This window comes from Exiguobacterium sp. A1_3_1 (assembly GCF_048985645.1).
Taxonomy (GTDB): domain Bacteria; phylum Bacillota; class Bacilli; order Exiguobacteriales; family Exiguobacteriaceae; genus Exiguobacterium_A; species Exiguobacterium_A indicum.
Genome location: NZ_WBYY01000129.1, coordinates 1 through 9,446, shown reverse-complemented (window position 1 = coordinate 9,446; position 9,446 = coordinate 1). Strand labels below are relative to the sequence as shown.

General features: G+C 47.4%; 12 protein-coding genes. 5 read left to right on the top strand and 7 right to left on the bottom strand.

Annotated elements, in window-relative coordinates:
• From F8N00_RS13095 to F8N00_RS13080, 4 genes are all read left to right on the top strand, one after another.
• Window positions 1–868 (top strand): N-acetylglucosaminidase (locus F8N00_RS13095; RefSeq protein WP_421018351.1); only part of this gene is annotated, 868 nt, incomplete at its 5' end.
• Window positions 869–925: 57 nt separating this feature from the next.
• On the top strand, window positions 926–1,861 hold the full coding sequence (locus F8N00_RS13090; protein WP_023467624.1) for a manganese-dependent inorganic pyrophosphatase: 936 nt from the start codon (window positions 926–928) through the stop codon (window positions 1,859–1,861).
• Between the two features lie 85 nt (window positions 1,862–1,946).
• The gene (fadH, locus tag F8N00_RS13085; protein ID WP_421018350.1) at window positions 1,947–2,711 is read left to right on the top strand and encodes a 2,4-dienoyl-CoA reductase; all 765 of its coding nucleotides are present in this window, start codon (window positions 1,947–1,949) and stop codon (window positions 2,709–2,711) included.
• A 227-nt stretch (window positions 2,712–2,938) separates the two neighbouring features.
• Window positions 2,939–3,652: a ZIP family metal transporter gene (locus F8N00_RS13080; protein WP_047390876.1), complete on the top strand. Its 714-nt coding sequence runs from the start codon at window positions 2,939–2,941 to the stop codon at window positions 3,650–3,652.
• A gap of 65 nt (window positions 3,653–3,717) precedes the next feature.
• Here F8N00_RS13080 and F8N00_RS13075 read toward each other — a convergent pair whose 3' ends face one another.
• The 7 genes from F8N00_RS13075 to F8N00_RS13045 form a co-directional block, all read right to left on the bottom strand.
• On the bottom strand, window positions 3,718–4,356 hold the full coding sequence (locus F8N00_RS13075) for an HD domain-containing protein (protein ID WP_058265129.1): 639 nt from the start codon (window positions 4,354–4,356) through the stop codon (window positions 3,718–3,720).
• Window positions 4,338–4,874, bottom strand: coding sequence for a GNAT family N-acetyltransferase (locus F8N00_RS13070; protein ID WP_023467620.1), 537 nt, complete (start codon window positions 4,872–4,874; stop codon window positions 4,338–4,340). The genes F8N00_RS13075 and F8N00_RS13070 overlap by 19 nt, the downstream gene beginning before the upstream one ends.
• Window positions 4,875–4,938: 64 nt before the next feature.
• A complete protein-coding gene (locus F8N00_RS13065; protein WP_041255311.1) occupies window positions 4,939–5,661 on the bottom strand; it encodes an amino acid ABC transporter ATP-binding protein in 723 nt (240 codons plus the stop codon).
• A 13-nt stretch (window positions 5,662–5,674) separates the two neighbouring features.
• Window positions 5,675–6,334: an amino acid ABC transporter permease gene (locus tag F8N00_RS13060; RefSeq protein ID WP_035398698.1), complete on the bottom strand. Its 660-nt coding sequence runs from the start codon at window positions 6,332–6,334 to the stop codon at window positions 5,675–5,677.
• Window positions 6,335–6,391: 57 nt separating this feature from the next.
• A complete protein-coding gene (locus F8N00_RS13055) occupies window positions 6,392–7,165 on the bottom strand; it encodes a transporter substrate-binding domain-containing protein (RefSeq protein WP_029341130.1) in 774 nt (257 codons plus the stop codon).
• Between the two features lie 287 nt (window positions 7,166–7,452).
• A complete protein-coding gene (locus F8N00_RS13050) occupies window positions 7,453–7,878 on the bottom strand; it encodes a BrxA/BrxB family bacilliredoxin (RefSeq protein WP_023467616.1) in 426 nt (141 codons plus the stop codon).
• A 30-nt stretch (window positions 7,879–7,908) separates the two neighbouring features.
• On the bottom strand, window positions 7,909–9,093 hold the full coding sequence (locus tag F8N00_RS13045; protein ID WP_058712929.1) for a class I SAM-dependent methyltransferase: 1,185 nt from the start codon (window positions 9,091–9,093) through the stop codon (window positions 7,909–7,911).
• A 110-nt stretch (window positions 9,094–9,203) separates the two neighbouring features.
• Between F8N00_RS13045 and F8N00_RS13040 the strand changes: the two genes are divergently transcribed.
• Complete coding sequence (locus tag F8N00_RS13040; protein ID WP_421018349.1) at window positions 9,204–9,446, top strand: sporulation protein; 243 nt, start codon at window positions 9,204–9,206, stop codon at window positions 9,444–9,446.

Below are 9,446 nucleotides of genomic sequence, written 5' to 3'. Positions count from 1 at the left end.
GAAGGAATATGCGGGTCAGCGTGGTGCCGTGAAACGTTCATCGGACGACCGCTACGTCTACCTCGGTGGACCAGGTACTGGGATCGTCGACGATCGTGGTATCCTATCGATTCATCGTGACCCTGAGTTAAAGAAACGGCTCACTTACGTCGCTTCTGGCACACGTGTCCAGTTGCTTGAGTTCGGTGAACAGACGAGTCGTGTCAGTATCGCCGGTGTGACGGGGCATGTCCCAACGGACCGCTTACGTCCGTTCCCGGCAGAACGTGTCTCGAATGCATCGTATTATCAGACGAAGGGCGATCGACTCCTTCACTACATCGTCGCGGACAGCGGACTTGGTGGACTGATCGTTGCCGGCGAAGCGACGAACGCGACGCCTCGGACGAGCAAATATGTTGAATCGAAGACATTAACACGTGATTTGACGAAACCGACGCGTCTCAGTGCCAAACAACTCGATGCGTTCATCAAGGAGCAAGCACCGGACAGTCCCTTGATCGGTAAAGGAAAAGTCTTTAAGTCCGTTGAAAAGAAATACCGTGTCAACGCGGCCTATCTGCTTGCACATGCGATTCACGAATCCGATTATGGACGTTCTGAGATTGCCCGCGAGAAAAATAACTTGTTCGGCGTCAATGCGACCGATTCCGCACCGGGAGAAGATGCGACCGTCTATAAATCCTTGACGGACTCGATCGAGCAGACCGGTCGATTCATCGCAAAGGATTATCTCGATCGGGATGGACGTTATTACCGTGGGGCGTACCTTGGGAACAAACAAAAAGGCATGAACGTCTTTTACGCGTCAGACCCCTTCTGGAGTGAAAAAATCGCTGGTATCATGGTGAAAATGAACGCTTTCTAAATCGGAGATATGATACACTATAGGGCGAGACAACAATCATTGAGGAGTGAACACGTCATGGAAAAAGTTTTAGTATTTGGTCACAAGAATCCTGATACCGATACGATCACATCGGCAATCGCTTATGCAGAATTAAAGAAAGCACTCGGTGTCAATGCCGAAGCCATCCGCCTCGGTGAAATGAATGATGAAACGTTATTCGCACTCGATACGTTCAAAGTTTCAGCACCACGTTTAGTGACAGAAGTCGCGACAGAAGCGTCACACGTCATTTTAGTCGACCACAACGAACGTCAACAAAGTGCGAACGATATCGATGCGGTTACGGTAACAGAAGTCATCGACCATCACCGGATCGCAAACTTTGAGACATCGGATCCTGTTTACTACCGGGCAGAACCGGTCGGCTGTACAGCAACGATCCTTAACAAGCTCTACAAAGAGCATGGTGTTGCCATCAAACCAGAAATCGCTGGGTTGATGTTATCAGCGATCATTTCTGACTCGCTCCTATTCAAATCGCCGACTTGCACGGAGCAAGATATCATCGCAGCACGTGAACTCGCAGAAATCGCTGGTGTCGATGCGAACGTCTATGGTCTTGAGATGCTCAAAGCTGGAGCTGATCTCTCGAAAAAATCCGTTCCTGAATTGATCTCACTTGATGCAAAAGAATTCACGATGGGAACACTCAAAGTCGAAATCGCTCAAGTCAACACGGTCGATACAGCAGAAGTCTTGCTTCGCCAAGAAGAACTCGAAACAGCGATCAACGAAGTCATCCTTGCAAAAGGTCTTGATCTGTTCGTCTTCATCGTCACGGATATCTTGACGAACAACTCTGTTGGACTCGTCCTCGGGAAAGAAGCGAATCTCGTCGAGCGTGCTTACGGTCTTGAAGCGACGAACAACCTTGTTTACCTTGAAGGTGTCGTTTCACGTAAGAAACAAGTCGTTCCTGTCTTAACAGATACGGCTCTTGCAACACAATAAGTCAGAAAAAGAAGGAGTTCGCTCCTTCTTTTTTGAATAAAGAATATGAATGGCTGTTCATTCATTACATAAAGGAGGAATCAATATGACACAAACGATCATGGTGACGGGTGGAACGAACGGAATGGGGAAAGCGATGGCGCTCGCCTTAAAGGAAGCCGGCTGGAACGTCGTCGTTACAGGACGCGACGCGGAACGCTTGCGACTGATGGATGAAGCATTGGAGCAGATTCAAGGCGAACATCTGACGATTCAGATGGATGTCCGTGATGCTGACGCTTGTCTGGCTGCTGTCAATCAAGCACGGGAACGGTTCGGTCGTCTCGAAGCATTGATCAACAATGCTGCCGGGAACTTCATCTGCCCGACCGACGAGTTATCACCGAATGGATGGAAGACGGTCATCGATATCGTCCTCAACGGGACATTCAACTGCTGTCACGCTCTGGTCAAAGGATGGCAGGAAGATCAAGTCGTTGGCGGACAAATCGTCAACATCGTTGCGTCTTATGCGTGGCAGGCTGGCGCTGGTGTCGCTCCGAGCGCCGCTGCGAAAGCCGGTGTCCTGAACTTGACGCGGACGCTTGCCGTCGAATGGGGCTATAAATATCAAGCCCGTGTCAACGCGATCAGTCCGGGACCGATCGAACGGACAGGTGGTGCTGATAAACTCTCATTGTCACCGGAACACGCGGAACGAATTCGCCGCAACGTCCCGCTCGGTCGATTCGGGACACCGGAAGAGATCGCAACACTTGCAACATGGATGGTGTCAGATCAAGCCCGCTACTTGAACGGAGAATGTATCGCTCTTGACGGTGGACATTGGTTAAATAAACAACCGTTCTAATGATTGAGATGGAATGACTCAAGAAGTCGGTCTCCACAAAGATAAGAATCATGCGTTTCACGCCACTCCTACAGGATTTTGTATCTCCGCTGAGGAAAAGGCGTGAAATGACGCGTCATTCTGTTTTTAAGTCAGCCCCTTGCATGCGTCGCGAACTTTTTTCTTTCTTTTCGCTATGTTTATGAATTATCTAGAACAGGTAGAAAGGACAAGAAGGAGGCGATCGTATGTGGGAAGCGTTCGGTTGGGGAGCGCTAGCAGGTGGTGCCGTTGTCATCGGTGCCCTATTCGGGCTCTACTTACCCTTAAAGCAACGCCTGATTGGTTATATCATGTCGTTTGGGACCGGCATCTTAATTGGAGCAGCGACGTTCGAGTTACTCGATGAAGCATTAAAGAAGTCAACGACGCTCGTCGTCGCAATCTCCTTCATCGTCGGCGCACTCGTCTTTACGGGCTTTGACCTATTCGTTTCGTCACGCGGCGCGAGTAAACGGAAACGCTCGTCTGGTGGGAACGAAGGCACGGGAACAGCGATTTTTTTCGGGACGATTCTTGATGCGATCCCGGAATCAATCATGATCGGTGCCAGTCTGTTATCGGGAAATGTCAGCGCGGCACTCGTCGCGGCGATTTTCGTCAGCAACATCCCGGAAGGCTTATCGAGTACGACCGGTTTGCGAAAAGATGGCTTTTCGAAGAATAAAGTATTGCTGATGTGGGGAGTCGTCTGGTTGATCTCCGCCCTCGCCTCACTCGCCGGCTACACGATTCTCGCAGAACTACCGGACATGCAATTCGCCATGATCGGTGGCTTCGCAAGCGGTGGGATCATCGCAATGCTCGCTTCGACGATGATGCCGGAAGCCCACGAGGAAGGCGGCGCGATCGTTGGTCTGTTCGCAGCACTTGGGTTAATTACTGCCATCATCCTTAGTTAAATACAACATAAGGCGCGTTGTCTGGAAAATGAACCGGACAACGCGCCTTATGTGTTTAAATTGATTTACATATCACCTATTTCTCCCGTAGCACCCTCCCATTCCTGCTTAAAACGATTAACGAACTCTTCCATGTAGCGATGTCGCTCCTCTGCTAAATGAAGTGCTGTGTTCGTATTCATTAAATCTTTTAGCCGGAATAACTTTTCTTCAAAATGATTCAGGGCACTCGTCTCTCCCGTTCGGTCACCCGGTTCTCGTGGTGCTAGACCAGGTACATGCATCGGCTCCCCGAACCGACCAGCGAACTGAAATGTGCGCGCAATCCCGATTGCACCGATGGCATCGAGACGATCAGCATCTTGAACGATTTGCCCTTCGATTGTTTGCATCGGTGGGCGTGTACCGTCTTTATAGGACAGGCTTGTGATGATGTCTAGAATTTGTTCTTGTTCTTCTTCCGTCACTTTTCCTTGCAAAAAGGACGCGACCGTCTCTGCCGTTCCCCCGAGTTTACTATCTGCTACGTCATGGAGTAAGGCAGATAGTTCGATGATTTTGACGTTCCCGCCTTCTTGTTTGGCAATATGTAACGCTAAACGGCGAACCCGTTCGATATGGGCATAATCATGACCTGAAAAGTCCGTCGCGTGAAACGACCGGACGAAGATTTCCGTTTCTTGAATCATTGTCGATCTCTCCATTCCGGTTCGAGTAATCCGTACAGTAACATATCATGCCGCTCTCCGTCTCGTCGTAAAAAGGCACGGTATCTTCCTTCCTGTACGAACCCGAGTCGTTCGTACAGCTTAACCGCACGTGTATTATACTCAAAGACCGTCAATTGAATCCGGTACAAGTTCAACTCTAAGAAGGCGTACTCTAGTATCGTCTGTAGCGCATCCGTCGCATACCCTTGTCCTTCACAATCCGGATCGATGCCAATCATCAGCCATGCCGTTCCATGTGTCGGTAAAATATCTTCTAATGCGACGACACCAATCATCCGTTCATCTTCGAAGTTACGAATCGCAAACCGAAACGTCTCCGGAGCATCAGTCGCCATCATCTGTTCAATCTTTTCCTTCGATAAGTGACGATATGGCGTCGCACTGAAATGACGAGCAAACGTTGCATCGTCAAGCAGACGTTGCATCACTTCGGTATCTTCCGACTGAAAACGCGTCAGACGAGTATGATGACCTTCAAGCAATTTTTTCATTCTTATCCCCCTCTCTACTAAAAACCGAAAAACGCTAACCCTCTTCAGAGTTAGCGTGCCGTGCTCATAAAACTTTTTCGAGGAATTTTTTCGCCCGGTCCGTCTTCGGATTGTCGAAGAGTTCGACCGGCGAACCTTCTTCCATCAGAATCCCCTCATCGAGGAACAAGACGCGATCCGCGACTTCTTTGGCGAAGCCCATCTCGTGAGTGACGATGACCATCGTCATTCCGCTTTCCGCCAATTGTTTCATGACGTCCAGTACTTCGTTGACCATCTCTGGGTCAAGCGCTGACGTCGGTTCATCAAACAACATGACGTTCGGTTCCATCGCAAGAGCGCGTGCGATTGCGACCCGTTGTTTTTGTCCACCTGACAACTGGTTCGGGTAATTATCGCGTTTTTCAGCTAGACCGACACGTTCAAGCAATGTCTCTGCCCGCTTGACTGCCTCGTCTTTTGAGATACCAAGGACGTTGATCGGTGCGTACGTCAAGTTATCAAGAACAGACTTATGTGGGAACAAGTTAAATTGTTGGAACACCATTCCGATGTTCTGACGTGCTTTCGAGATGTTCGCTTTTGGTTTCGTCAGTTCAAAACCATCGACGATAATCGTTCCACTCGTTGGTTGTTCAAGTAAGTTGATACAACGTAGAAATGTTGATTTACCGGATCCCGACGGTCCAATGACAGCGACGACTTCACCGCGTGTAACTGTCGTCGAGATACCTTTTAATACTTCTAATTTTCCGAATTGCTTATGCAAATCGGTGACTTGGATCATAGGTTCCATCTGATTACCCACTCTTTCTCATAGCTTTTTCGACTTGTTGGCCTATCAAGCTCAATCCCATGACGAGAACAAAATATACGAATCCGGCAAACAACAACGGTTCGAAATAAATCGCCTTTTCTCCTCCAACAATTTGTGCACGACGCATGACATCGAGAACACCGACCGTCGAGACGAGTGCCGATTCCTTCGTCAACGTGATCAATTCGTTCATGATCGCTGGAAGGATATTTTTAAAGGCTTGCGGCAAAATGATCGAACGGAGTTGTTTGAAATACGAAATACCAAGCGCATCTGCAGCTTCCCACTGCCCACGATCAACGGCTTGAATCCCGGCCCGAATGATTTCCGAGATGTACGCTCCGGAGTTCAAGGAGAAGGCGATGATTGCCGATTGGTATCCTGTCGTGACATACCCTGTCAACTGTGGTAATCCGAAGTGGACGATCGCCAGTTGCAAGATCAATGGGGTTCCCCGGAAAATCGCCGTATACGTATGACCAATGAAACGGATGAAACGGCTCTTCGTGATTTTCAGTGCCGCGACGACGATTCCGATCAGCATCCCGGCAATGGCCGCCACGATGACGACTTGGAAAAGGACCGGAATCCCCTCAAGAATATATGGAATTGAATCTTGAATCTTTGTAAAGTCTATCATAATCAATCTCCTAACGTCGCACAAAAGGGATGAGGTTACCCCCACCCCCATGCACTTGACTTATTTTGCTTCTTTTTGGAACCATTCTTCAGCCAATTTATCGATTTCACCACTGTCAATCATCTTCTTCAACTCTTTGTTGAAATCGTCACGCATCTTGTCACCTTTTTTGAAGGCGATCGCTGATCCAGCTGGACCATCTTCTTCAATCTGGTACGTTTTCAGGGATGCATCTTGATCCATGTATTTGACGGCAACTGCGTCCTCAATGATGAGGGCATCAATCCGACCTGTATTCAATTCTTGAATGATTTCTGGGATTTTGTTCAAAGGAACCGCTTCGCTATCTTTGAAGCGATCTTTTGCGAGTCCCTCTTGGATTGATCCAAGCTGGACACCGATTTTTTTGCCTTTGAGTTCGTCTTCCGAACTGATCGCTTTATCCTTCGTCATGACCAAGTTTTTCGATTCGAAGTAAATGTCTGTGAAGTCAGCATTTTTCTTCCGTTCTTCTGTCGGTGTCATACCCGCCATGACGAAATCGACACGACCTGAGCTGAGGGCACCAAGTAGGCTACCGAATTCCATGTCTTCGATTTTTAAGTCATACCCGAGATTTTTCGTGACTTCTTTGGCGATCGCAACGTCGAACCCAACGATGTCCTCTCCTTTTTTCGTATCGATGTATTCAAATGGGAAGTAATCCGCTGACGTTCCCATCGTCAATACTTTATCGCTTTTGCTTGATCCACCTGTTGATTCTTCCGACGCGCCACATGCTGCCATCGTGACTGCCAGAATGCCTGCCATTGCCGTTGCTAATAATTTTTTCATTCGAGTTTTCCCCTTCCAACGCTCAATTGTCAGAACTTTAACAATAGTATGACTTATGTGTATGTCCAATTCAATACCGAAAAGCCTGACCTGTTCTATTGCTTTTAGGATATACGAATATTTATTCACTGTAAAGCATAAATATATAAATTTTTTTGAGTTTCTATTCATAAATCATGCATAAATGACTTTTTATACAATTTTGCAAACGCTTTCAATTTTAAAATTTATTATTTTAATCTCATGAATACGCAAAAAAAGACTCCTTTATCAGGAGCCTTCTTTGCTTATGCGTAGATTTCAATCAAAGATTCAAGTTTCTCGACGACCTCTTCCGCCGTGAACGATTCGATGTCGAAGCGCTCGACCATCGAGAGGATGTTTCCATCTTGCATTAATGCAAATGATGGAGATGAAGGTGGGTAACCTTCGAAGTATTCACGCGCACGGTCTGTCGCTTCGCGATCTTGTCCAGCGAATACCGTGACGAAATGATCGGGCTTGATACCCTCTTTCCGATTAACGTACGCTGCAGCAGGACGGGCGATCCCGCCAGCACATCCACACACCGAATTGACAAGGACAAGTGTTAGCCCTTCGCGTTTCATTGCTTCATCCACGCTCTCTGGCGTCGTTAATTCTTCAAATCCAGCAGCTTGCGCTTCTTTGCGGGCTGTTTGGACGACATCTTCAAAATACATTTGGAAATCCATCGTATTGCCTCCTTTGATTCGTTCTCCTTCTTATTGTACGAGTTTCGGTGAAATCTGTCCAAGTCTGCCGCTTAATTCAGTTTCTAAAAATGGTCGGGCATGCAACAAATCACGGAACGCGATGTAACGATCGATTTTCTCTTCCGTTGGTCGCTTGTTTTGTTTGTATGCGCGAATCAAGATGTTCTTCGGTGTGTGCTCGAGATCAATGAATTCGAGAAGCTGCGCTTCGTATCCGACGAGCGTCAGCAACTCGGCACGAATCGAGTCTGTCGCCAGTGATGCGAATTTTTCTTTAATCAGTCCGTGCTGTAGCATGACATCGAGTGGCGAACAGTCCAGTTGACGGTTCAATTCCTTTTGACAACACGGTACGCTCAGGATGACCGATGCATTCCAGTCAACAGCTCGCGCGAGTGCGACGTCGGTCGCGACATCACAAGCGTGAAGTGTCACCATCAGGTCAACTTCCGTCTCCCCTGTGTAATCATGAACGTCTCCGACACGGAATGTCAGATCGGTATAATCCAGATCACGCGCAATTTGTGTACATTCTTCGATGACTTCTTTCTTTAAATCAAGACCTGTCACTTCGAGGTCGAATCCTTTGACGACTTTTAGATAATGATAGAGAGCGAACGTCAAATACGATTTCCCGCATCCGAAGTCCAAGATCCGGAGTTTTTTTCCTTTTGGCAAGGCAGCAATGCTATCCTCGACAAATTCAAGAAAGCGATTGATTTGTTTAAACTTATCATACTTCTGTTTTTTGACTTGACCCGCTTCCGTCATGACACCTAAGCGAATCAGAAACGGAACCGGCACACCGTCTTCTAATAGATAGGTTTTTTTCCGGTCATGCGATAAGAGAGCTTTCATCGGCTCCTTTTTGGATGTCTTGATCGCGACTTTCAGCTTTTTCGAGAGCTGGAATTGCCATTCCTCTTCTTCAAAACGGAATAAGAATTGGCGGAATTCCGTGAACCAGTCATCGAGTCGCCCGACGAAATCGTCAATTAAAATATTTTCATGCTTCATAACGCGTTCAAATTGAAACTCTACCTGCATCATCACCGTATCTCTTAATAGAATCGGTTTTACCTTGATTCGTCGGAGATCATTTGATTTTTGACGCGGATTACTTATCGTTGCATGGATCAGTGTTCCTTGCGTGATTTGCGAGGCAAGACTCGCTTTTAATTCATGTAGTTCCACTAGTCGTCCCGTCCTTTTCTGATGTTCTTTCGAAACTGTAGCAAATTCGTACCTGTTCGACAAGTTTACACGCTTCATCATTCGTACGTAATCAAAAGGAGGAATTCATCATGTTCAAAAAAATTCTCTCACAAATCGGAATCGGTGCCGCAACGGTCGATACACGCTTGACGGATGACCGCTGCGAACCAGGCGGTCAAATTCACGGTGTCGTCCATATCAAAGGCGGAAACGTCGATCAAGAAATTGATCGAATTTATCTTGAATTCAACACGCAGTACAAACAAGAAGTCAATGATAGTACGACGTTTACGACCTGTCTCTTATACACATCTCCGAGCCCACGAGACTAA

What these genes read in the sequence shown, in the direction of transcription:
- F8N00_RS13090 (WP_023467624.1), top strand. Translation starts at nt 926, where the DNA reads ATGGAAAAAGTTTTAGTATTTGGTCACAAGAATCCTGATACCGATACG.
- F8N00_RS13080 (WP_047390876.1), top strand. Translation starts at nt 2,939, where the DNA reads ATGTGGGAAGCGTTCGGTTGGGGAGCGCTAGCAGGTGGTGCCGTTGTC.
- F8N00_RS13065 (WP_041255311.1), bottom strand. Translation starts at nt 5,661, where the DNA reads ATGATCCAAGTCACCGATTTGCATAAGCAATTCGGAAAATTAGAAGTA.
- F8N00_RS13040 (WP_421018349.1), top strand. Translation starts at nt 9,204, where the DNA reads ATGTTCAAAAAAATTCTCTCACAAATCGGAATCGGTGCCGCAACGGTC.
- F8N00_RS13070 (WP_023467620.1), bottom strand. Translation starts at nt 4,874, where the DNA reads ATGAAAAAATTGCTTGAAGGTCATCATACTCGTCTGACGCGTTTTCAG.
- F8N00_RS13075 (WP_058265129.1), bottom strand. Translation starts at nt 4,356, where the DNA reads ATGGAGAGATCGACAATGATTCAAGAAACGGAAATCTTCGTCCGGTCG.
- fadH (WP_421018350.1), top strand. Translation starts at nt 1,947, where the DNA reads ATGACACAAACGATCATGGTGACGGGTGGAACGAACGGAATGGGGAAA.
- F8N00_RS13050 (WP_023467616.1), bottom strand. Translation starts at nt 7,878, where the DNA reads ATGGATTTCCAAATGTATTTTGAAGATGTCGTCCAAACAGCCCGCAAA.
- F8N00_RS13055 (WP_029341130.1), bottom strand. Translation starts at nt 7,165, where the DNA reads ATGAAAAAATTATTAGCAACGGCAATGGCAGGCATTCTGGCAGTCACG.